Origin of the sequence: Gluconobacter sp. P1C6_b, from assembly GCF_018811945.1 — a bacterium.
In the GTDB taxonomy this organism is placed as follows: Bacteria; Pseudomonadota; Alphaproteobacteria; order Acetobacterales; family Acetobacteraceae; genus Gluconobacter.
Genome location: NZ_JACRVU010000007.1, coordinates 126,939 through 150,846, shown reverse-complemented (window position 1 = coordinate 150,846; position 23,908 = coordinate 126,939). Strand labels below are relative to the sequence as shown.

General features: G+C 58.1%; 12 protein-coding genes and 2 pseudogenes. 9 read left to right on the top strand and 5 right to left on the bottom strand.

Features of this window, described 5'->3' with window-relative positions; translation table 11 throughout:
• From KP701_RS07435 to KP701_RS07415, 5 genes and pseudogenes are all read left to right on the top strand, one after another.
• Positions 1 to 116 (top strand): annotated as a pseudogene (locus KP701_RS07435) (IS5/IS1182 family transposase); the annotation flags it as partial.
• Positions 117 to 247: 131 nt separating this feature from the next.
• Positions 248 to 3,088, top strand: a pseudogene (locus KP701_RS07430) (efflux RND transporter permease subunit); the annotation flags it as partial.
• Positions 3,088 to 6,393 (top strand): efflux RND transporter permease subunit, encoded by a 3,306-nt coding sequence (locus tag KP701_RS07425; RefSeq protein ID WP_215746566.1) that lies wholly within the window; start codon positions 3,088 to 3,090, stop codon positions 6,391 to 6,393. The pseudogene KP701_RS07430 and the gene KP701_RS07425, both read left to right, overlap by 1 nt.
• 26 nt (positions 6,394 to 6,419) lie before the next feature.
• The gene (locus KP701_RS07420) at positions 6,420 to 7,958 is read left to right on the top strand and encodes an efflux transporter outer membrane subunit (protein ID WP_252345467.1); all 1,539 of its coding nucleotides are present in this window, start codon (positions 6,420 to 6,422) and stop codon (positions 7,956 to 7,958) included.
• Between the two features lie 968 nt (positions 7,959 to 8,926).
• Complete coding sequence (locus KP701_RS07415) at positions 8,927 to 11,755, top strand: Hint domain-containing protein (protein ID WP_215746564.1); 2,829 nt, start codon at positions 8,927 to 8,929, stop codon at positions 11,753 to 11,755.
• A gap of 53 nt (positions 11,756 to 11,808) precedes the next feature.
• Here KP701_RS07415 and ade read toward each other — a convergent pair whose 3' ends face one another.
• On the bottom strand, positions 11,809 to 13,506 hold the full coding sequence (gene ade / locus KP701_RS07410; RefSeq protein ID WP_215746563.1) for an adenine deaminase: 1,698 nt from the start codon (positions 13,504 to 13,506) through the stop codon (positions 11,809 to 11,811).
• Between the two features lie 58 nt (positions 13,507 to 13,564).
• Positions 13,565 to 14,437: a pantoate--beta-alanine ligase gene (gene panC / locus KP701_RS07405; RefSeq protein WP_252345466.1), complete on the bottom strand. Its 873-nt coding sequence runs from the start codon at positions 14,435 to 14,437 to the stop codon at positions 13,565 to 13,567.
• Positions 14,438 to 14,466: 29 nt separating this feature from the next.
• Here panC and KP701_RS07400 point away from each other — a divergent pair, with 29 nt between their 5' ends.
• From KP701_RS07400 to KP701_RS07385, 4 genes are all read left to right on the top strand, one after another.
• A complete protein-coding gene (locus KP701_RS07400; protein ID WP_215746562.1) occupies positions 14,467 to 15,690 on the top strand; it encodes a TIGR03862 family flavoprotein in 1,224 nt (407 codons plus the stop codon).
• Between the two features lie 4 nt (positions 15,691 to 15,694).
• A complete protein-coding gene (locus KP701_RS07395) occupies positions 15,695 to 17,134 on the top strand; it encodes an ATP-binding protein (protein WP_215746561.1) in 1,440 nt (479 codons plus the stop codon).
• Positions 17,135 to 17,245: 111 nt separating this feature from the next.
• Complete coding sequence (locus KP701_RS07390) at positions 17,246 to 19,627, top strand: TonB-dependent receptor (RefSeq protein WP_215746559.1); 2,382 nt, start codon at positions 17,246 to 17,248, stop codon at positions 19,625 to 19,627.
• A 13-nt stretch (positions 19,628 to 19,640) separates the two neighbouring features.
• Positions 19,641 to 20,747 carry a glycerophosphodiester phosphodiesterase family protein gene (locus KP701_RS07385; RefSeq protein ID WP_215746558.1) on the top strand — a complete coding sequence of 369 codons (1,107 nt, stop codon included), beginning with the start codon at positions 19,641 to 19,643 and terminating at the stop codon, positions 20,745 to 20,747.
• A 73-nt stretch (positions 20,748 to 20,820) separates the two neighbouring features.
• Here KP701_RS07385 and KP701_RS07380 read toward each other — a convergent pair whose 3' ends face one another.
• The 3 genes from KP701_RS07380 to KP701_RS07370 form a co-directional block, all read right to left on the bottom strand.
• On the bottom strand, positions 20,821 to 21,348 hold the full coding sequence (locus KP701_RS07380) for a type 1 glutamine amidotransferase domain-containing protein (protein WP_215746557.1): 528 nt from the start codon (positions 21,346 to 21,348) through the stop codon (positions 20,821 to 20,823).
• Positions 21,349 to 21,404: 56 nt separating this feature from the next.
• Positions 21,405 to 22,847, bottom strand: a complete 1,443-nt coding sequence (gene aldA / locus KP701_RS07375) for an aldehyde dehydrogenase (protein ID WP_215746556.1) — start codon at positions 22,845 to 22,847, stop codon at positions 21,405 to 21,407.
• Positions 22,848 to 22,986: 139 nt separating this feature from the next.
• Entirely contained in the window at positions 22,987 to 23,859 is an 873-nt protein-coding gene (locus KP701_RS07370) for a LysR family transcriptional regulator (RefSeq protein WP_215746555.1), read from the bottom strand.
• Between the last annotated feature and the right edge of the window lie 49 nt (positions 23,860 to 23,908).

Genomic DNA, 23,908 nt, shown 5'->3' with positions numbered 1-23,908 from the left:
GTCTGTTCGTCCGAACTGTCGGTATCACCCGGGCCACCATGAGGATCGGCCTTGCCAATATTGTCTACAACATGCGCCGCTTCCTCTTCCTCGAAAGATTGAACGCGAGCGCGTAGTCCTCCCACTGGCGATGGACCGCGATCTGCTCAAAACGCAGAGCGAAAGTCACCCCCGAAACCCTCAATCAAAGCGCCAAAAAACTAAAATCATCAGACAATCGCATCAACAAACAGTTCTTCGATCCCTCCAAGTTCAGGAAGCCATAAACGCTGCCAACTCACTGCTTCCTACTGCCCTTCCTGCTCCCCCGATTTACTCCAAGGTCAATCCTGCGGACACCCCTGTCCTGATTCTTGGCGTCACCTCCGATACGCTGCCGTTGACGGAGGTTGAAGATTACGTCGCCACACGTCTGCAGCAGAAGATCAGCGAGATTTCCGGGGTGGGCGAGGTTTCGCTTTCCGGCGGAAACAAGAAAGCCTATCGCGTCCAGGTCAATATCCAGAAAGCGACCTCCTATGGGCTGGATATGGACACCTTGCGGACGACGATCGGCAACGTGAACGTCAACTCTCCGACTGGCAGTTTCAACGGCACTGAGCAGGCCCGTACGATCCGGCTGAACAGTCAGATCTCCAGTACAGACCAGCTCATGAACCAGGTGGTGGGCTGGTCAAGCACAACCAGAGGGCCTGTGCGCCTGAAGAACATCGCAACCGTTGTGGAGGCCCCCGAAGACACGCAACTGGCAGGCTGGGCCAATACAACGCCCGCCATCATCCTCAATATCCGTCGCCAGCCCTCGGCCAATATCCTCAGCACCGTCAATGCCATCAAGACCGCCCTGCCCCGACTTGAACAGGATATGCCTGCAGGCATTCACATCACAGCACTGACAGACCGAACCACCACCATTCGTGCATCTGTCTCCGATGTTGAGTTTGAGCTGACACTGGCTCTGGTGCTGGTCGTGGCCGTGATTTTCGTGTTCCTGCACGATCCGGCAGCTACGATGGTCCCTGCCCTGTCTGTTCCCCTGTCCATTGTCGGGACTCTGGCGGTCATGCAGTTGATGGGTTTCTCGCTCGACAACCTGTCCCTGATGTCCCTGACCATCGCAACAGGCTTCGTCGTGGACGATGCGATCGTCATGATCGAGAATATCGCCCGTTATATTGAGATGGGCAAAGACCGCATGACAGCGGCTCTGGAAGGGGCTGGAGAAATCGGCTTCACCATCATCTCCCTAACGGTATCGCTCATCGCAGTGCTGATTCCGCTGCTTTTCATGAGCGACGTGATTGGTCGCCTGTTCTACGAATTCGCGGTCACGCTGGCCGTGACGATCATCATCTCCGCCATCGTCTCCCTGACGCTCGTGCCCATGATGTGTGCGCGTGTCCTGAAAGATGAGGCTCATCAGACCACCAAGCCGAAATGGGCCCGCAAGGCCGATCAGCTCATTAATGGCCTGATCTCCGCCTATAACCGCGGCCTGACCCATATCCTGCGTCATCAGACTGCGACGTTGCTGTTCTTTATTCTCACGCTTGTTCTGACCTGCGTTCTGGTGGTGGTTATTCCGAAAGGACTGTTTCCCAATCAGGACACAGGCGTGATTCAGGGCGTTTCCGTCATGGATTCATCGATTTCCTTTGATGCAATGAAAGCCCTCCAGCAACGCCTCGGAGCCGCGATCCTCAAGGATCCTGATGTTGCCAGTCTGTCGTCGTATATTGGCGTGGACGGTGACAATACGACGCTGAACCGGGGACGCTTCCAGATTACACTTCGTGATCATGACAAGCGCAGTCTTTCAGCAAGTAAAATTTCCGCCCGTATCCTGAATGAAGTCAGCAATATTCCTGGAACACAGCTCTATCTGCAACCTGTTCAGGATCTGACACTCAATACGAATGTTTCTGCAACGCAGTACCAGTTCCTGATTGAAGATTCCGATAGCAGCCGCCTCAGCACATGGTCGGAACGCCTCGTGGCCGAGATGCAGAAATCCCCTGCACTGGCGGATGTGACATCTGATCTTCAGGCTCAGGGCCTTGCGGAGGATGTAACCCTTGACCGTGCGACAGGTGCCCGGTTCTCCATCACACCGGAGACGGTCGATAATCTGCTGTATGACTCTTTCGGGCAACGCCAGATTTCCACGATCTACACGCAGTCCAACCAGTATCGCGTCATTCTGGAAGCATCCCCTAGATTACAGAATACACCCGACTCTCTGAATAAATTGTACATGGCCGGAAGTGCCAGCACGGGAACAGTCGATTCCGGGCCGACGCGCACACCTACTTCCGGACTGGTCCCTCTGAGTGCCGTCACGAAGATGACGTCTTCCACCGCACCACTTCTGATCACGCATGTTGCCCAGTTTCCAGCCACAACAGTCTCTTTCAATGTTGCTCCGGGCTACTCGCTCGGTGCGGCCACTTCAGCCATTGATGCAGCCCGCGCAAAACTGAAAATGCCCAACACCGTGCAGACATCCTTTATCGGCACGGCCGCTGTCTTTGAAAACAGCATGAGCAATGAAGCCTGGCTCGTCGTGGCGGCCCTTGTTGCGGTCTATATCGTGCTGGGCGTGCTCTATGAGAGCTTCATCCATCCGCTCACTATTCTTTCCACCCTGCCCTCTGCCGCTATCGGAGCTCTGCTGATCCTCTGGATCACAGGAAGCGGACTGGATGTGATGGGCGTTATCGGCATCGTTCTGCTGATCGGTATCGTCAAAAAGAATGCCATCATGATGATCGACTTCGCTCTTGAAGCCGAGCGCGAAGAAGGCCTCTCTCCGGTAGAGTCCATCACGAAAGCAGCGCATCTGCGCTTCAGGCCGATCCTTATGACGACCCTTGCCGCCATGCTCGGTGCGGTCCCCATGGTAATTGGCAGCGGCGTAGGGTCTGAACTTCGTCGTCCGCTGGGTTATGCGATCGTGGGTGGCCTGATGGTCAGCCAGTTCCTCACCCTGTTCACCACCCCGGTCATCTATCTCTTCATGGAGCGTATGAGACTTCGGGTGACACGCCTTCGCAAGCGCAGAACATCGTCAACACAGGGGGCGTCCTGATGTCGGTCGTTGCCCTTTGCATCCGACGCCCCATAGGCACCACCCTTGTCGTTATCGGGCTTATGATTGCCGGGATAATTGGCTACTGGCTTCTGCCCATTGCCGATCTGCCTAATGTGGACCTGCCCGTCATCCAGGTTCAGGCCCAGCAGGCCGGTGGTACACCGGAAGAAATTGCCAGCACGATCGCGGAGCCGTTGGAACGGCATCTGGGCACGATCTCCGGCCTGAATGAAATGACCTCCCAGTCCGTAACGGGACAGGTCAATATTTCCCTTCAGTTCGATACCTCCCGCGACGTCAACAGCGCAGCGCGTGACGTACAGGCTGCGATCCATGCCGCCCGCGCCGACCTTCCCGCGACCCTGCGACAGGACCCGACCTATCACGCTGCGAATACGGCCGGGATGCCCATTCTCATCATGGCCCTGACATCCAAAACCAAGACCTCTGCGCAGATCTATGATGCCGCGACCAATATTCTGGAGCAGCACCTGTCGCAGATCAGCGGCGTGGGTCAGGTCGAGCTCGGAGGAAGTGCTCTTCCGGCTGTCAGGGTGGAAATGAACCCGCTCAAGATCTTCAAATACGGCATTGGCTTCGAGGACATTCGTGCCGCACTTGCAGCAGCCAACGCCAATACGCCCAAAGGTTTCGTCAACCGTGGCAACCAGCGCATCATACTGCGGACCAACGATCAGGTACACGGCGCCAAGGATCTTCAGGGGCTGATCGTTGCCTATCGTAGCAATCGCCCCGTCCGGCTGGAAGATGTTGCCGATGTTTCAGACGGTGTGGAAGACGTGGAGAATGGCGGCTTCTATAACGGACAGCCTGCTGTTCTTGTCATCATCTTCCCCCGTGCCGGCGCCAATGTGGTTCAGACGATTGACCAGATTCGAGCCGAGTTTCCGATGCTCACCTCTGCTCTCCCTGCGGATGTCGAACTGCATGTCGGCATGGACCGTTCCTATACGATCCGCGCGGCTCTGAAAGACACGAAGAGCACGCTAATCCTGTCAATCCTGCTGGTTGTGGGCGTTGTACTGCTTTTTCTGCGTTCCCCGCGCACAACCATCGTTCCCGCCGTCGTTATCCCGGCCTCGCTGATCACGACGTTCGGGGTAATGAAACTGCTGAACTATTCTCTCGACAGTCTGTCACTGATGGCCCTGACAATCGCAACAGGCTTTGTTGTGGACGATGCCATTGTGGTGATCGAGAACATCAGCCGTCACATGGAAATGGGAAAGACACGAGCAGAAGCGGTTCTGGTAGGAGCGCAGGAAGTCTCGTTTACTGTCATGTCAGTGTCGGTCTCCCTTGTTGCCGTTTTCTTCCCGATCCTGATGCTCGGTGGACTGATCGGCAACGTCCTGCATGAGTTCGCCGTGACGATTTCCGTCACGGTGCTGGTATCCATGGTTCTTTCCCTGACACTTACGCCGATGATGTGCTCACGCATTCTTCGCGCTGACGACATGCAGCACGCGACGGAAACAACAGGCGGAGCATGGTCCCGGATCTCGGCATGGCTGGAACGGGCTTTCAACCGTCTTCAGCATGGCTATGAACGTTCCCTGCTTGTCGCCCTGCGTCATCACCGGCTCGTTATTCTTTCACTTCCCCTGTCCATCGCGCTTATGATCGGCCTGTTCATGATCATGCATCGTGGCCTGCTGCCCACCACGGACAGCGGAACCATGATGGCGCATCTCACCGCCGATCAGGCCGTCTCCTTCCAGAAAATGATGGGAAAGATCACGGAGGTAGAAAAGAAGATCCTTTCAAACCCCGATGTCGTAAGCGTCACGGGATTTGTCGGTGGCAGAAGCGCGGCGAACCAGGCCAACATGTTCATCGAGCTGAAAGACAAGAGCGAACGTCACGTCTCCGCCGTTGAAACCATCGCTGACCTGCGCCGCCGCACGCATGATCTTCTGGGCGCCCAGTTCATTGCCATGCTGCCGAACCTTCTGCCCTCCGGTGCGAGACAGGCCAACGCCGCGTATCAGTATTCCCTCCAGAGTAGCGATGCGACAACGCTTTATGAATGGATGCCTCGCCTGCAGGCAGCCCTTCAGCGACATCCGGAACTGACGGACATTTCGACCGACGTTCAGCGTGGAGGTCTGGCAACGAACGTGGATATTGACCGGGATCTTGCGGGTCGCACGACCCTCACCCCCCAGCTTGTCGCCAACGCACTCTATGACGCCTTTGGCCAGCGTTCAGCCTCTGTGATCTACAATCCCCTGAACCAGTATCGCGTCGTCATGAACGTCAAACCGGAATACTGGCAGAATGCCGAGATGCTTCAGCGCGTCTGGGTCAGTGCGTCTGGCGGAACGGCCAGTGGCAGCACGCAGACAAACACCATCCGCATGTCTTCGGCGGACAGCAGTTACACCACGACGTCCGCCAGCACGACATCGTTCAAGAACTCTATCGCCAACAGCCTTGCGGGGGGCAGCAGCACGTCCAGTGGTTCGGCCGTTTCCTCCACCGCCGAGACGCTTGTTCCTCTCTCGGTCGTCTCCAGAATTTACGATGCCACAACATCCTTGACCGTCAATCATCAGGGACAGGCACTTGCTGCCACGCTTTCCTTCAACCTCGCTTCAGGCGCCTCGATGTCTGATGCGGTAAGAATTATCAATGAAGAGATGGTGAAGCTGAATGTGCCATCTACCATTCATGGCAGTTTCGCAGGCACAGCCGCCCAGTTCCAGAGTTCGGCAAGTTCGGAACCGTTACTGATTATTGCCGCACTGGCGGCTGTCTACATGGTTCTGGGTATCCTGTATGAGAGTTTCGTCCACCCTCTGACCATTCTCTCAACTCTGCCCTCAGCCGGTGTCGGAGCGCTTCTGGCACTCTACCTTTTCGGACAGGAATTCGACATCATTGCCCTGATCGGACTGATCCTGCTCATCGGCATCGTCAAGAAAAATGCCATCATGCTGGTGGATTTTGCCATCAACGCGGAGCGCAACGAGCATCAGTCCGCACAGGACGCCATCCACACCGCCTGTCTTTTACGCTTTCGTCCCATTCTCATGACGACGATCGCCGCGGCCATGGGGGCTCTGCCCCTTGTTCTGGGAAACGGTTACGGCGCGGAAATACGCCGTCCTCTGGGTATTGCCATCGTGGGCGGCCTGTTCTTCAGCCAGATCCTGACGCTGTATACCACGCCCGTTGTCTACCTGTATCTCGATCACTTCGGTCAGTGGGGCCGGAGAACAATCCCGCCCTTTTTCCATAATCTCGTCCGGATAATCCGTCCGGTACGTTCCTCCTAATGTCACGCCTGCCTCAGGACGCTCTCATGACAAGACGCCATCGGTCTGTATTGACCAGTCTTCGCGCCAATGCACTGATTTTCACCTCGCTGGCTCTGTCGGGCTGCGTGATGATGGGACCGACCTACAAGCGTCCACATGCCATTGTCTCGGCAAAATTCAAGGAACTGAAGCCTGCTCCCGGCTGGACTGCCGCAACCCCACATTTGGCAGATTACCCGAAGGGCGAGTGGTGGCGGATTTATAACGATCCTGTCCTTAACCAGCTCGAAAATCAGGTTGCGCTCAATAACCAGAACCTGAAGGAATACGAAGCCGCATTTCGCAAAGCCCGCGCCGCCGTAACCGCAGCCCGCGCCAGCCTGTATCCGACACTCGCCGGAAGTCTGAGTTTTGCCAGAAACAGCCAAGGCGGAACCGCCAGTTCCGCAAGTGGCACCCAGTATACGACAGGCTCAACCAAGAACACCTATGCAGCCCAGATAACAGCAGACTGGGATCTGGATCTGTGGGGCAAGATCCGGCGGGAAATCCAGGAACAGGTCGCTGCAGCACAGATCAGTGCTGCAGACGTCGCCAACGCCCGCCTGTCCTACCAGTCAGAACTCGCCCAAGACTATTTTTCGTTGCGCTATGAAGAGTCGCTGAAAACATTGCTGGACCGTTCCGCTTCTCTGTATGAACATTATCTGGATATCGTTCATCATCAGCATACTGGCGGAACCGTCAGTGGTGCTGATGAATACCAGGCTGAAAATACGCTCCAGCAAGCCAGAGCAAGTGCTACAGCAACAGATGTTAATCGTTCGGAATACGAGCACGCCATTGCAGTGCTAATCGGGCGCGCCCCTGGGGATTTTTCTCTCCCCCGCTCAGGTATGCCGAACGTCATACCATCCGTCCCGGTAACAGTCCCTTCTGCGCTCCTGCAAAGGCGTCCGGATATCTCGGCAGCAGAACGACAGATGGAAGAGTACAATGCGGAAGTGGGGGCAGCCATCGCGGCATTCTTCCCGGATGTCTCCCTCTCTGCAGCATACGGATATAGCGGAAACCCCGTTCAGTCCCTGATCCAGGTCTCAAACCGGATCTGGTCCCTTGGCGCCTCAGCCAGCCAGACCCTGTTTGAAGGCGGTGCACGCACGGCTGCCGTGCAGGAAGCCAATGCTGATTATGACAACGCCGTTGCCAATTATCGTCAAATTGTACTGACTGCCCTCCAAGACACGGAGGACCAGCTTTCGAGCCTCCGTACCCTTGAGGAACAGAGACGCCAGGAACAGCAGGCCGTCACTTCCGCATTAAAAGCCGCAGATATATCGATGAATGAATACCGTTATGGAACAGCGATTTATACCACCGTTATTACCAGCCAGCAAACAGCTCTTTCCAATCAGGAGACGGTTCTGCAAATCCAGGAAAGCCGTTTGCTGGCAAGCGTCAAACTCATAGCGGATCTCGGTGGTGGTTGGGATACGACAAAGCTGCCGAGCAAGGGCGCGCTTCAGTCTGATAATCCTTTGGTTCCAACTTTCCTTGAAAAGCCAGATACCTACAAACCATAAAGTATACTCACGATCAGGTTTAGGCCTCGTTGACAAAAGACTTAATCCAGAGCCTTTGTCAACGTGACCTAGGCAAATATTCCTATGGACGGCCCCGCATAACCTTGTAACTCAGGGAAGCCGGACTTAATGTCGGGAAATATCGCGTTGGCCGCCTCATCAAAGACAACGGGATCCGGCCCCAGCGCACCCGTCACGAAGGTCGCAACCGACAGCCACTACCAATCTGGTATTGTGGCCAACCTTCTGGACGGCTATTTCCTTGCTGATTGCGCCCATCCGGAACTAGGCGGGAGACGGCTTGCTCACCCCAGCAGGTTACCAGACTGGAACCACTCGATGAATACCCCCATTTGCGCAACAAAGTCCGGCCGTGGCCATGATTACCGGTCTGGTGATGATAAATCTGCCCGGAATGTTCAGGCACTCGGATCAGTTGTCCGTATCGGCCGCGTCGGCCATGCCGGTTTTCAGGTTGCAGGCTGATGACAGCCGCGTGAAGCGCCAGCCCCTGAACGTGTCCGTCCAGTTCGTGCCACTGTCTGCGTTGCCGGATACAAAGGCTGGACGGCCATTCGTCGGAATGCACCACGGTAGGTAGTCTCCTTATCGTCACCAAGGCCGATTGAGGTTTGACACTCCGGAGAGTCGTGCGTTGATCTTCCATCAAATAAATTTGGTGATTTAACCAATAAACCTACGATTTTACATAGACTTTTCTAGTTGTGTCAGGACCACCATCAATCTTAAATCGCCACTCTTCTGTCAGCAGACAGTAACCGCAAATATTGTGGACCAAACAAGCCTCTCAGGCTGAATCCCCATACCGAATCTTCGGTTTAACTTTTTATAAACTACATGCGAATAATATTCTGCCATGCCCCTGAAAAGCTGGCGGTGAAGATTGTGGTGAACCTGCCCATCCCAGAAGCGTCAGTCACACCTCCTCTCACAAGAGGCCCTGAAGAATGACGACTGTTTACTGGACCGGCACCGAATCAGACGATTTTTACTATCAGAGTTCTGATGGAACCAAGTCAAACTGGAGCGACAACTCCATTCCACAGGCAACCGTGGGCGCAACAGTCGTCATTGCCGGCACTTCGGACGCTCCTGCCACCGCCATTGCCAGTAATCCGGCCATCAGACAGATCCTCAATCTCACGGTCGGCGACTATGGCACGCTTGAAATTCTGGCGGCCGCCAATTCGTCGTCACTGGGCGGCTATGTGTTCGCCACCCATGCCCTGAACATCACCTCCAAAGGCACGGTTGTCATCAATACGGCCGCTCCGGTCGAGCTCGGCGCAAGCTGCACAGTAGATGGCACGCTGACCCTCCTGAACAACACAGGATCCGTTCTCGACAACAATTCCATTTCCGGCAGCGGAACATTGAACCTGATCGGCTCCCGGCTGGGCACAGTCAGCAATCCGGTAGCCGTTACTGGCGGTCTTTCAGTTGTTCTTCAAAATAACGCAACATTCTATGCCGATCTTTCCGGCAGCACCGGTTCCGTTACTTTTGACACCAACACGCAGAATACTCTTGTTCTGGATGATGTCGATGCGACAATCAACACAGCCTTCTACGGCGTTTCCGAGAAATCCCTTTTTGCGATCAGTGCTGCCGACGGCGGGGTCCCTATCTCCGCAAACTGGACACAGAATGCCGGTACCGGTTCCTGGACGGTTCAGATCAATTCATCCACGGGCACGATCGTAACGCTGGACGACGTCCATACAGCCAATGGCTTCATTCCGGGAACTGCACATTTCAGTCAGGACAGCAACGGGAACTACATCCTTTCGGAAAGTAATTCCTCGTCCTCTGGCACCGTGACAAGCGCTGCGCCTTTTACAGACACGACCAATACATCACCCGCCGGGCTGACATATTTTTACGACAGCACCCAGACGCCCAATACCAACCATTTTTCGCCACCAGCCACGACTGCGGATAACCGCGCTGACTGGGCCGATGGAGCCAACTGGGCACTCGGAACAACGCCCTGGGACACTCCTGCGAATTCGGCCAATTTTGATACCTATGACGGGGTGTCGGCCTACGGTGTCATTGCCACGGCCAACGCGACCCAGATCGCCAGCATCGAACTCATGGGGAATAGCGACCTTCTGATTTCAGCCCAGACGTCCGGCGCAGGGTATGCTTTCGCAACAGCGAGTGCCTGCATTTATGGCGGTTGCACCCTGACAATTGACACCCCTTCAGGTGTGGAACTGGGCGAACATGTCCAGGTCATGGGAACGCTGAAAATCGAAAACAATCCAGGGAAAGTGGTGCTCGATGCCCTGAACATCTGCGGCGGCGGCACCATCGATGTGATCAATTCAACATTCGGCGCGGAAAATACCCCTGCCTATCTTGATATATCAACGCTCAACATTCAGGAAAACAGCACAGTATACTTCGGAGCCCGCACCTTTCCTCAAACCGTAATTTTTGACAATACTTCAAATACGGTTATTTTCGACGGGAACGAGAATACAATTTCGACATCCTTCCAGAATGTCAGCGCAAGCACATTTTTCGTCATCAACAATGCAAGCACTGCCGTATGGAACCATACGCCCGTATCTGCTGCATATTCCCTCAATCAGGATGGAACCTATACCCTGACCATTACGCGGTCTGACAACAGTACGCTCGTCCTCAACAATATTCAGGTCTCCAGTGATTTCACGCCAGCGGCTACGGCAGGCGTGTCCCAGCTTCCGGATGGAGACTGGGTTATTTCCACCCTGCGGCAGGACACCTGCTATCTGACCGGCACCCTGATCCGTACCGATCATGGGGACGTAAAGGTTGAAGACCTTCAGATCGGGGATCTCGTGGCGGTTCTCGACGATGAGAAAGCGTTCCGTCCCGTTATCTGGACCGGTTACCGCGATACGAATGTCAGCCCGTCGGAGCATAGCGAGGATGCAGGCTACCCCCTACGGATCCGGGCCAGCGCTTTTGGTGACAGCCAGCCCGCGCGGGATCTCCTGGTGACTCCCGAACATTGTATCTATGTCGATGAGGGATTTGTTCCGGCCAGAATGCTCGTGAACGGCACAAGCATTTTCTATGACCATTCGATCACCCAGTATCGCTATCATCATTTCGAAACGGACAGACACAGCGTTGTCCTGGCGGAGAACCTGCCTTCGGAAAGCTATCTCGATACCGGCAACCGTCAGAGTTTCACCACAAGCGTCTCTCCGCTGTTCGCTCCCGCAAAATCCTGGGCCGAAGCTGCGGCTCCACTGAAAATGGCGCAGGAGCAGGTTCAGCCTGTGTATGAACGGCTGTGCGAACGTGCCGAATCCCTGGGTATGGGGCGCCCCGCTGTTCCTGCCACCACCAGGGATCCCGGCCTTGAGGTCTGTACGCTCACCGGCCAGCGTCTTCGGCGCATGCGCCATACCGGCGACCAGTTCCTGTTCGAACTCCCGGCCGGCATCGACAAGGTCATCATCAGATCCCGGTCATCACGACCTTCGGATGTCATCGGCCCGTTCTGTGATGACCGGCGCTCCCTTGGCATCCTTATCGGGAACGTGAAACTCTGGGATTCCAGAGAAAGCCGCGTCATTGACACCCATCTGAAGACGGATCTGCCCGGCTGGCATCCCCGGGACCACCCAGGCCTGCGCTGGACAAACGGATCTGCGACCCTGCCTCTGGGTTATCGCGAACCGACCGGAAACGGCGTTCTCTGTATCCAGATCGTCAACGCGGGTCCCTATCTGCTCGACGCAGACGAGACAGCCGCCCAAGCCCTGAGCGCCTGAGACGCTTCATCTGTATTGTCTTCGTGAATGGCTGCCCTTAGGGCAGCCATTTTTCATACGAAGCTCATCGTCCTGACATCAATCATCCCGAAATCCGTGATCTTGAGATGAGGAATCACGGGTAGCGGCAGAAAGGCCAGTTGCAGAAACGGCTCTTCCAGAACAACACCCATCGTCTTCGCCGCCTTGCGCAGGATGATGAGATCATCCCGGACCTGTTCATAAGGCGCATCGCTCATCAGGCCTGCGACAGGGAGGCGCAGATCTGCCAGGACCTGTCCATTCCGGACCGCCACGAAGCCGCCACCGGTTTTTTCCAGATGGTTCACCGCACAGGCCATGTCGGCGTCGTTGGTTCCAACAACGCAGATATTATGGCTGTCATGCCCGACAGACGATGCCAGCGCGCCTTCCTTCAGGCCAAATCCCCGCACGAAGCCGCGCCCGATATTGTCGTTATGCCCATGCCGCGCCACGACACAGACCTTGGCGACATCCTGTTCTGGATCCGGCAGAGCGTGGCCATGGTCTTCAGGCATATCCAGACGCAGAAAGTCCGTGATGATCTGGCCCGGAATAACCCCCATGACAGGACGGTCTTTGCCACTGCCTTCAACAGCCATGTCCTGCGCCGTTACAGGACGCGGGAGTTTTACGCTTTCCAGCCCGACCGGAGACACGATTTCGCGGCCTGCGAACAGGGCATCATTCACCAGACGACCAGCGGAAATGACATCCGAAACCTGACAGCGCTCCAAATCATCAAGCAGAACGATATCCGCGCGCCTGCCCGGCGCGATCTGTCCACGATCCTTCAGGCCAAAAGCTGTGGCAGCGGACAGGGATGCGGCACGATACGCAGCCAACGGCTCCACGCCCAGTTCGATGGCCCGGCGGATCAGGAAATCCAGATGGCCCTCATGGGCAATTTCGAGCGGGTTACGATCATCGGTGCAGAACGCGAAGAACGGCGATGTCGCGACGTTCAGCAGCGGCACCAGCGCTTCAAGATCCTTGCAGACCGATCCTTCCCGGATCAGGACCGTCATGCCCTTACGGACTTTTTCCAGCGCCTCATCAGCAGCGGTTGCTTCGTGGTCGGTTGAAATGCCAGCCGCCAGATAGCCGTTCAGAGCCTTGCCCCGCATGAGTGGGGCATGACCGTCGATATGCCCATCCGCAAAGGCGGCCAGCTTGTCCACACAGCCCGGATCACCATTCAGAACGCCCGGGATGTTCATGAACTCGGCCAGACCGATCACTTTGGGATGGTCCCGATAGGCCACCAGATCATCCACGTTCAGAACTGCACCCGATGTCTCCATGGACGTGGCTGGAACACAGCTCGACAGGTTGACGCGCAGATCCATGATGGTCCGCTCGGCAGCAGCCAGAAAATAATCAAATGCCGCACGCCCCAGCACATTGGCCATTTCGTGCGGATCGCAGATGGCCGTCGTCACACCATGCGGCAGAACGCAGCGATCGAACTCGAACGGCGTGACGAGCGAGGATTCAACGTGCAGATGAGTATCGATAAAGCCCGGCACGGCGATCCGGCCCGCGCCATCGATTGTCTGCACACCTTCGTATTCACCGTAAGTCCCGACGATCCGATCGCCGCAGATGGCGATATCGGTCGGGATGAGATCGCCCGTGACCAGATCGAACAGCCGGACATTCCGGATAACCAGATCGGCGGGTTCGTGGCCCTGCCCCTGGGCCACGCGACGCATGATGGTTTTCTGCATGTCTGAAATCCTCCGTACGTCAGCAGTGCATGCTTATACCGCACGGAAGGGGGACAGCTCAAAGCGGCATGTTATCGATCAGCCGGACCTCCCCGGCCCGCACGGCCAGAAGCGCCAGAGCGTTGTCGGAACAGGGCTGTTCGCGGCGGAACGTGTCTGCGTTCACAACCGTCGCGTAATCGATGTCTGGAAGTCCGGCTTCGATCAGGACCACGCGCATGGCATTTTCCAAAACGTCCACATCACGCTCGCCCCTGCGAAACAGCCGCGCGGCTTCCTGCAAAGCCTGAAACAGGGCTGGCGCTTTCTGACGGTTTTCGGTCGTCAGACGCACATTGCGGCTGGAACGGGCCAGACCGTCCGCTTCACGCGCGATATCGCAGACCACGATTTCAACCGGAATATCCAGATCCGCCACAAACCGCCGGACAACCGCGCATTGCTGGGCATCCTTCTGCCCGAAATAGGCCCGCTGCGGCTGGACGATGTTGAACAGTTTGGTCACGACCGTCGCCACACCGGAGAAATGTCCGGGACGCGACTGGCCTTCGAGTTCTTCTGCAACACCGCCGACGTCAATCCGGGTGCCGGAACCGGGCCGATAGAGCACATCGGGCGTTGGCAGAAACACCAGATCGGCCCCGGCTTCTTTCAGAAGCGCCAGATCACGCTCCGGATCACGTGGATAGGAGGCATAGTCCTCATTTGGGCCGAACTGCTTCGGATTAACGAAAATACTGACGGCCACCGCGCCATTTTCCGCCTTCGCCTGCCGGACCAGCCCGAGATGGCCTTCATGCAGAAACCCCATGGTCGGAACGAAACCCAAGGTCGGATAAGCCGTCCGCGCCGCCCGAAATGCCCCGATCGTCTCAAAAACCTGCATGTCATGTCCCTTTCCCGCCAGAACTGCGGGGTCGGAGCCTGACAAACCCTGTTCCACATGGCAATCAGGAGCTTATGAATGCTGCCCCCCCTTCCCCGTCCGTCGCCATTATCGGAGCCGGTCCCGCCGGACTGTTCGCGGCAGAAATCCTGGCCGCACGAGGATGCAGGATGCAGGTTTTCGACCAGATGCCGAGCGTGGGGCGCAAGCTGCTCATGGCCGGTCGCAGCGGCCTGAACCTGACGCATTCGGAGCCGCTGGACCGTTTTCTGAGCCGCTACGGCACAGCACGAAACTGGCTGGAACCGGCCATTCGCGCATTTCCGCCATCCTCTTTGACAGAATGGGCCGAAGGACTGGGACAGGCCTGCTTTTCCGGCTCATCAGGGCGCGTCTTCCCCACGGCCATGAAAGCCTCTCCCCTGCTGCGTGCGTGGCTCCAGCGACTGACGGAACAGGGCGTCCATATCCACACGCGCCACCGCTTTGTGGGCTGGGATGGCGCAACACTTCTGTTCGAGACGGCAGGCGGTCAGACATCCGTCAGAGCCGATGCAACCGTTCTGACAATGGGGGGTGCAAGCTGGTCGCGTCTGGGATCGGACGGCCGCTGGGCGGATTTTATGACGAACGAAACAGCGCCTTTCGCCCCCGCAAATTGTGGCTTCCTGCCCGACTGGCCCGCCGATTTTGCGAACCGGCACGAGGGCAGCGTGCTTCATTCCGTTGGTCTAAGCTTTGGCACGCGACAGAGCCGCGGCGACCTGACCATTACATCGCGCGGTCTGGAAGGCTCGGCGCTTTATGCGCTCTCGGCGGACCTGCGGGACCGGATCGGGACCGAAGGACGCGCAATCCTTACACTCGACCTGCGTCCGACGCTCTCAGCCGACGACGTCCTGAAACGCCTGCTGGCGCAGCGCGAACGCGAGAGCCAGAGCAACCGGCTGCGCAAGGCCCTGTCGCTGGATGCACCATCCCGAGAGCTTCTGAAGCACGCCACCCCGAAAGACGCCACCCCACTCCAGCTTGCCCAGACCCTCAAGGCCCTCCCCCTGCCGCTGATCGGTATGGACGCGCTTGATCGCGCCATCTCCACAGCTGGCGGCGTACGTCAGGATTCCGTGGACGAGCGGTTCATGCTGAAATCCCGCCCCGGTGTTTTCGTGGCTGGCGAAATGCTGGACTGGGAGGCGCCCACGGGCGGGTATCTGCTTCAGGGATGTTTTTCCACGGCCCATGCGGCGGCAAATGGCGTCCTTGGGTGGCTAGAATCGTCCAATTCCGCTATCGCCTGACGCCATGACATCCATCGTTCTCGGACAGGGCCGCGACGGCTCCGATACCTGCATTGATCTGCCGGAACTCCTGGCCACGCGCCTGCTGGTCCAGGGCAATTCCGGCTCGGGAAAATCGCATCTCCTGCGGCGCCTGCTGGAGCAGACCGCTACCCTCGTCCAGCAGGTCATGATCGATCCGGAAGGTGATTTCGTCACCCTGGCCGACCATTATGGTCATCTGGTTATTGACGTCGAAGACCAGTCCGAAGCCAGTCTGCGCGCGGCGGGCGAGCGCGTGCGCGCCCATCGTGCCTCCGTGGTGCTGAACCTTGAGCAGGTCGAAGCGGAAATGCAGCTTCGGGCGGCCGGAGCCTTCCTCAACGGCATGTTCGAAGCCCCCCGCGCGCACTGGTATCCCGTTCTCGTGGTGGTCGACGAAGCCCAGCTTTTCGCACCGGTCGCGGGGGGCGATACATCCGATGAAGCCCGTCGCCTGTCGCTCGGAGCCATGACGAACCTGATGTGTCGTGGCCGAAAGCGCGGTCTGGCCGGTGTCATCGCAACGCAGCGTCTTGCCAAGCTGGCCAAAAATGTTGCGGCCGAGGCGTCCAACTTCCTGATGGGCCGCACCTTCCTCGATATCGACATGGCCCGCGCCGCCGATCTTCTGGGTATGGAGCGGCGGGCAGCGGAATCCTTCCGTGATCTGGCGCGCGGACAGTTCATGGCGCTCGGTCCCGCCCTGAGCCGCCGTCCGAAGCTCGTGACCATCGGCCCCGTCACGACAGCAAGCCACGCCACCGGCCCGGTTCTCGTACCGCTCGAACCGGTCTCGGCCGAAGACCTGCGAGACATCATTCTCGAACCGGTCCACGAATTCACGCCCCGTCCCCGCAGAGAATCCCGTCCGCCCCCGCCGGACCTTCTGGCACAGCTCGACGCCTATGGTGCGGAGCGCGAAGCTGAAGAACCCGCTCCGGCAGCCGTCGTCGTCGAAGCCGATCCCGACCAGCTCTGGTCGCTGGTGGCCGAAGTCGTGGCCGGGGAAGGCTCGGACTACAAGCCGCTGGCCACCCTGTATCAGGACTTCCAGCTCCGGGCGCGGATTCAGGGTCTGTCACGCAATGTACTGGAGCTGGGACCTTTCCACCGGATGCTGGCCACCATCCGCGCCGGACTGGACCGCGAGCGTTCCGAAAGCGAGGACTGGAAACAGGCCCAGGCCATCGCCGCGACCCTGCCCGAAGACGTGCAGGGCGTCTTCCTGCTCCTCGCCCGCACGGCACTCGACGGCGAAACCTGCCCGGGCGACGAAGCCCTGGCCCGCGCCTATGGAACGCACTCTCTGGGCCGTGCCCGTCGGCAGCTGAACTACCTGGAAGAGCGCGAGGTCATCGTCCTTCAGGAGACCCCGCTGGGCCGTCGCGTCGCCATCGTCGGACTGGGCTGGCAGACCGCCTGAGGGCTGTCACAGTTCTGTCACAACACGTTCACAGGAGCTTCACACGCAGTTCTTTAAGGAAAGATTAGTTTCCGCCGCATTCGATCTCTTCTCCATCCGGAAAGACTTTCAATGCCGCGCAACCTGCTGCGTTCCCGCCTGCTTCTGACCATTTTCTGCTCGCCATTTGCGCTGGCTGCAGCCCTTCCCCATCCTGTCGAGGCAGCAACGACAGGAACGAAAAAAGCCACCACCGCCAGACATGACACCAAACACAAGGCCAAGGTTGACGCCGTGGCCGGCGGTACGGAACAGCTCGTCATCACCGCACGCCGCACCCGCTCCGAACAGGGGCTGAGCCACGTCCAGATCCAGCGGATCCTTCCGGGCGTGAACCCGATCAAGGCGCTGGAAATGCTGCCGGGCGTCGTGTTCAACAATGCCGATCCCTGGGGCAATAACGAGCAGAACTCTTCGCTCTACGTCCATGGCTTCAACCAGAACCAGCTCGGCTATACGCTCGACGGCATTCCGCTCGGCGACCAGGCCTATGGCAACTACAACGGCCTCTCCCCGCAGCGCGCGGCCATCAGCGAGAACATCGGCTCGGCGTCGGTCTCCTCGGGTGCAGGTGCGCTTGGCACGGCGTCCACATCCAACCTTGGTGGTACGCTCCAGTTCACGACGCAGGACCCGCTGAAAAAGCGCGGGGCGCAGATTGAACAGGTTTTCGGAAGCTGGTCCACGTTCCGCACCTTCGCCCGTCTCGATACGGGTGAGTTCGGCAATGGCAACTCGGCCTATGTCTCCTTCTCCCGTCAGGATGCCCGCGCCTGGGACTTCGCCGGTCATCAGGGCGGCTATCAGGTCAATGCGAAGTTCGTGCACAACAGCGAGCATGATCACTTCTCGACCTTCTTCGACTGGTCCCAGAAGGTCGAGCCGAACGAGGACAGCATCACACTGCCGAGCGGTTATGGTCTTTATGTCCGCCCGTTCACCTATCCGAATTTCAGCTATGCCAAGGCCAATGCCAACGCCGTCGGCCTGAACTACCGCAATTATTATTCAGCGGCCCAGCGCGAGGATTTCCTCGCCTATTCCAAATGGACGCATGATTTCACCGAGAACCTGCACTGGGATAACAGCATCTATTATCACCATGATCTGGGTGAAGGTGTTGTGGCCGGTCCGATCTCGGCTGCCGGTCTGCCGACGCTGTTCGCCGCCTATTATCCGGGTCAGGATCTGAACACCGTCTTCGGTGGCTCGGGCTATGCCACGCGGACCACCGAATACTGGGACAATCGCGGTGGTCTGATGTCCACGCTGCGCTACCATCTCGGCAAGCACTCGATCGAAGTCGGTGGCTGGTATGAGCGCAACAACAACACGCAGGCCCGTCGCTGGTATCCGCTGGACGCCAACAACCCGACCACGCCTTACGAGCGCCAGCAGAACGCCCTGATCGACCAGTACACCAACAATTTCTACACCAACACATTCGTCACGCATCTGCAGGACAACTGGCAGATCTCGAAGAACTTCTCCCTGATGGCGGGCTTCAAGTCCGAGCTGGTCTATACGAACGGCACCCTGCCGGTCGCCGCGAAGCCGGGCTCGCTCTCCCCGTCCTATGCCGTGACGGCACCCGGTGGCGAGATCGACGCCGCCAAGCCGTTCCTGCCCGCTTTCGGCGCGGTGTGGGACATCACGAAGCACGAGCAATGGTTCGCCAACATCCAGGAAAACATGCGCTCCTATCAGGACGCAGGTTACGGCAACGCCACACCCTGGGGCGCCACCAGCCAGGCGGCCTTCGAAGAGTTCAAGAAGAACGGCAAGCCCGAAACCTCATGGACGTATGAGACCGGTCTGCGTGAGCACCGCCAGATCCATCTTGGCCCGCTGACGGCGATCGAAGGTCAGGTCGAGTACTATCACGTTCACTTCTCGAACCGCCTTCTGGCTGTTGCGACGACGCAGACCCTGTCATCCATCATCGGCTCGGCCACCACGCTTGCAAACGTGGGCTCGGTCACGACGGATGGTATGGACTTCTCCTTCACCACCCATTTCGGCCCGCATTTCTCGCTGTACAACGCGCTGTCCTACAACAAGTCTACCTACAACGATAACTACAGCACGGGCTCCAGCATCATCCATACGGCTGGCAAGAACGTCGTCGGCATGCCGGACTGGTCGGAGAAGTTCGTCTTCACCACCAACTGGGGCAACGCCTATGGCCAGTTTACCGGTGACGTCATCGGAAAGCGCTATGCGACCTACACCAACGACATGTGGGCCGCGCCCTACGCGCAGTTCAACCTGAACGCGGGTTACACCTTCCACAACATCCCGCATCTGGCGTCTCTGAAAGTCCAGGGCAACATCACCAACCTGACAAACACCAAGGGATGGTCCACGATCAACGCGACCCAGACTTCGGGTCAGTTCTCGGCCTACCCCATCGCGCCGCGCATGTTCTTCCTGAGCCTCAGCGCAGCCCTGTAAGGAATACTGCCCCATGCTGACACGTCGCCAGAGCCTCGGCCTGCTCGCAGCGGGGCTTCCCGCCCTGCACCTGCGGGCGAAAGCCGCGCCCTCACTGGCGCCGAAGCCCCTCGTATTCGCCCATCGTGGGGCCTCGGCCCTGCGCCCGGAGCACACGCTGGCCTCCTATGCCCGCGCCATGATGGACGGTGCGGATTTCATTGAGCCTGATCTCGTCATGACAAAGGACGGCCATCTGGTCGTCCGCCACGAAAGCAACATTGCGGGCACGACTGATGTTGCGGAGCATCCCGAGTTCGCCTCCCGTCACCGCTCCCTCAAGATCGACGGAAAGACCGAGACCGGCTGGTTCACCACTGATTTTACACTGGCGGAACTCAAAACCCTCCGCGCCCGCGAGCGTCTCTCCACAATCCGCGTGCACAACACCCGCTATGACGACCATTTCGAAATCCCGACCTTCGAGGAAGTCATCGAACAGGTTGCCGCCCAGTCGGCCGCGACGGGCAAGGTCTTTGGCCTCGTGCCGGAAATCAAGCATTCCACCCATTTCAACAGCCTGGGCCTGAACCCCGAATCCGCATTCCTGCGGACCATCGCCGCGCACGACTACACCCGGCAGGCCCCCCTGGAACTCCAGTCCTTCGAGACCGGCAATCTGGGGCGCATCCGGGCGGACGTCCTGTCCATCAACCCGCAGGCGCGTCTGATGCTGCTCATGGGAGAGCGCAAGGACATTCCGCCGGATCTTCTGGCAGCGGGCAAGAGCACGACATTCGGGGATCTCATGACGCCCGATGGTCTCAAGGAGGTTCGCCGCTATGCCGATGTGATCGGTCCATCCAACACGGACCTGATCCCGCGTGACAGCAAAGGCGCCTGGCTTGAGCCCTCCACGCTCGTAACGGACGCCCATAAGGCTGGACTCTTGGTTCATTCCTATACGGCACGGCCTGAAAACCACTTCCTTCCGGCCCAGCTACGCAGCGATGCCGGAGACGCCGCCCGCAACCCCAAAGGCATGATCGCGGAAGTCCGCCGCTATCTGGACATGGGGATCGACGGCTTCTTCACGGATGATCCCGCACTGGGACGCATTGCCGTGGATGGCACGATCTGAACGCCATTGCCTTACAAAAAAGGAGGCCTCCCCGGCCGGGAGAGCCTCCTTTTTTTGTGACCTGAAAGACGTCTCAGGCGAGCTTGAAATGCTTGAGCATCGCCTTGTTGAAGGCCGGGATATCATCCGGGCAGCGGGAGAAAACGTAAGGTCCATCAACCACGACCTCATTATCCACCCAGGATGCACCGGCATTTTCCAGATCCGTCCGGATGGCCGGCCAGGACGTCACGGTCCGCCCTTTCAGCTCATTCACCTCAATCAGCGTCTGCGCGCCGTGGCAGATGGCGGCAATCGGCTTGTTCGCCTTCACGAAAGCGCGGGCGAACGCTACGACATCCCTGTTCATCCGCAGCGCATCCGGAGACGCCAGACCGCCCGGAAGCAGCAGCGCATCGTAATCCTCGGCCTTTGCATCGGCAATCGCCAGATCGGCCCGGATCTTGTTGGATGGATAGATGTCCTTGTTCACGGCCTGAAACTCCCCTGCCTTGAGGGAAATGACCGTGACGGTCGCACCGGCTTTTTCCAGCACTTCCTGCGGACCCGTCAGTTCGATTTCTTCGAGGCCGTCAGTGGCCAGTGCAGCGACTTTTACCATGGTTCCGGTCCTTTCAGAGAGTGTAGGCGACGGAAATGCCGCCGCCCGTCAGACAGTTACGCGTTGAGGTAAATGGTCTTCGTCTGGACGTAAGCTTCCATGCCATGCTGTCCGTCCTCACCGCCCAGGCCACTTTCCTTGTAGCCGTGGTGGAAGCCCTGCGGCGCTTCACCACCCGGACGGTTCACATAGACCTCACCGAATTCCAGATCGCGGGTCATACGCAGGATCCGGCTCAGATCGTTGGTGAAGAGATAGGCTGACAGGCCGTAGCGGCAGTCATTGGCCCAGGCGATCGCCTGATCGAAGTCCTTCACGCGGATCAGTGACATGACCGGACCGAACACCTCGTTATGCACGATGTCCATGTCCTGCGTGACATCCGTCAGGAGCGTCGGGGCATAGAAATAGCCCTTGTCATACACGCCACCTGTCAGACGCTTGCCGCCAATGGCGAGACGTGCGCCCTGACGGACGGCATGTTCGACCATTTCATGGACCTTGTTGAGCTCATCCTCGCTCACCTTCGGCCCCATATCCGTGGACGGGTCCGTAGGCAGGCCGACCTTCAGGGCCTCGATCTTCTCGCGGACCTTCTGGACGAACCTGTCGTAGACGGCCTCATGGATATAGGTGCGCTCGTTGCAGGTGCAGACCTGACCGGCATTGCCAAAGCGCGACGCCACCGCGGCGTCAGCGGCCTTGTCCAGATCGGCGTCTTCCATGACCATGAACGGAGCCTTGCCGCCCAGTTCAAGCCGGACTTCCTTCAGCGTCTCGGACGCAGCAGCCATGATCTTCTTGCCGGCCGGTGTCGAGCCCGTCATCGTGATGAGCTTGATGTCTTTGTGCGCCACCAGCGGTACGCCGACATCCTTGCCGTCGCCCGTCACGACATTAATGACACCGTGCGGAATCTTGGCTTCCTCAACCAGCTTCGCCAGATGCAGACAGGCCAGCGGCGTCAGTTCATGCGGCTTGACGACGATCGTATTGCCCGCGGCCACAGCCGGACCGATCTTGCGGGCACAAAGCGCCAGCGGGAAGTTCCAGGCCGTGATCGCACCGATAACACCAAGCGGCACACGGTCGATCAGTATCTTCTCTTCCGGGGAGCTGCCCGGGATGATTTCACCCTGAAGCCGCAGCACGTTCTCGGCTGCAAAGCGCAGCAGGCCTATGGCAAAATCCACCTCGATCCGCGCTTCCTTCAGCGGCTTGCCCATTTCTGATGTGATGATGGCAGCAAGCTTTTCCTTGTCCCGCTTCACCAGATCCTTGAGCGCATGGATATAATCCGCACGCTCGGTCGCCGTACGGCGGCTCCAGCCAATAAAGGCCGATTTCGCAGCCGAGACCGCCGCATCCACATCGGCCTGACCACCCTTGGCCACTTCGCCCACAACCGCTTTCGTGGCCGGGTTTTCAACCGTGATCCACTCGCCACCCTTCGGTGCGACCCAGCTTCCATTGATGAAAAGATTGCTTTTCTCAGTCATGAAATTTCCTGCATTTTCTGTGTGGCGACCATGCGCTTGGTGATGAAACAGACGCATCAGCCAGCCAGCAGTTCATTCGATGACCGTAAGGTGCAGGCATTCACCGATAATAAAAAGTGATGATTCGTGAGCTATGGAATCACTTTTCATGAGCATCCGGATGCGGCGGCGCATAATCCAGAAATCTCCGCCCCAGATCATTCAGTCCCGGCTCACGCCAGATGAAATAGACTTCGCTCCCTTTCAGATCTTCGGGATACGTAAACGAAATTCCTTCACGACGCCGTCTTTTGACCTGCGAAATGATACTGCGCGGTACACAGGAAATACCCAGTCCAGCCTGAACACAGGCGAGAATGACGTCATAGGATTCAACCGTGTGGATGATCGCGTTCGACACCCCATGGCGCTCAAGCCAGGTCTCGAAATAGCGACGATAGAAGCAGTCGGTATTGAACAGGAATACATGCTGGCCGTCCCGCGCGCCTTTCTGTCCCTCCGGCATGGCAAGCGCCAGTTTCTCGCGAAAGGCAAAGCGGCTTTCCATCAGGGGATGGACGATAGGACCGTCCGTCAGCGCCAGGTCGATTTCCCCGTCTGCCAGCATGCGCTCCAGCGTATAGGTCGGGCGTAGAAACATTTTCAGTTCCACACCCGGGCAGGCTTTGAGAAACTCAGGCACGATCCGTGGCAGATAGCCCTCAAGCGCCACATCCAGCGCCCCGATATTCAGGACACCGCGCGGAGTGCCTTCGGAAAACAGATCCGTCAGGCTCCTTGCGCCAGCCACGACCGGCGTGGCCTGCTGATAGAAGAGCCGCCCCTCCGGCGTGAGGATCAGACGCCCCTTTTCGCGCAGGAAGAGTTCCTGCCCCACCAGCAGTTCCAGCTCTTTGAGTCGCGCCGTCACATTGGATGCCACGCAGTTCAGACGGCGGGAAGCCGCGATGACTGTTCCCTCCTCCACGACAGCACAGAACATTTCAATCTGGGCGAGACGGAGCGGATTCATGGGAAAAGATCCTCATCGGGACAGGATTATCCCCCCGGAAGAAGATATC